The 702-nt window shown below is 70.8% G+C and carries 1 protein-coding gene; it reads right to left on the bottom strand.

Annotated elements, in window-relative coordinates; all coding sequences use genetic code 11:
• Positions 1 to 702 (bottom strand): hypothetical protein (locus ABTU92_RS29620; RefSeq protein WP_408095119.1); only part of this gene is annotated, 702 nt, incomplete at both ends.

Genomic DNA, 702 nt, shown 5'->3' with positions numbered 1-702 from the left:
TGCAGCGCCTCGGCTTGCGTCGTGCGGTTGGCCAACATAACGAACGCGGCGTCGCTGCGGTCGGCATGCGCCACGGCGCGCTCGGCGGTGGCGATGGCCGAGCCGACATCGCCGACGAGTAGCGCGGCTTCGCTCAGATTGGACGCGCTGATCGCGGCATTCCGCCAATCGTCCCTTGCCTCCTCCATTCCGAGGCCCGTGCGAATCGCCGGCAGCGCCTCGGCCAATCGCCCCTGCGCGCGCAAGCAGCTTGCGGCCACGCTGAGCACCCAGGCTCGGGCGGCTTCGCTCAACGACGGCGACGGCGTCGCGTAGGGCACGTCGAAGAACCACGTGATCGCGGCGAGATCGCTGCCCAACGCGCCGAGCATACTGCTCGCATAGAACACGATATCGCCGTCCGGCCGTCGCTGGCAGATGCGGTTCGCGTAAACGTCGTCAAGCGCCTCCTGTCGGCGCCCGGCGCGGCAGCCGTGCGCGATCGCCTGATAGAGCGGCGCGAGCTGCTCGAGCGTCGGCGCCGCGCCCTCCTTGGTCGTGTCGCGCAGGTGGTCATAGAGCCGGCCGTGCGCCGCCCGCCACGCCGCCTCGTTCGCCCGGCGCAGACTGTGGCCGAACCATTCCCGCACCAGCGGGTGGGCGTCGAGCGTCTCCGGCGCATGCTTGTCCAAGGGCGACAGCAGCCGCACCTCGCGCAGCCTC

The sequence above is a fragment of the Rhodoplanes sp. SY1 genome (assembly GCF_046000175.1).
Taxonomy (GTDB): Bacteria; Pseudomonadota; Alphaproteobacteria; order Rhizobiales; family Xanthobacteraceae; genus Rhodoplanes.
This window is presented reverse-complemented; position numbering and strand designations above follow the sequence as displayed.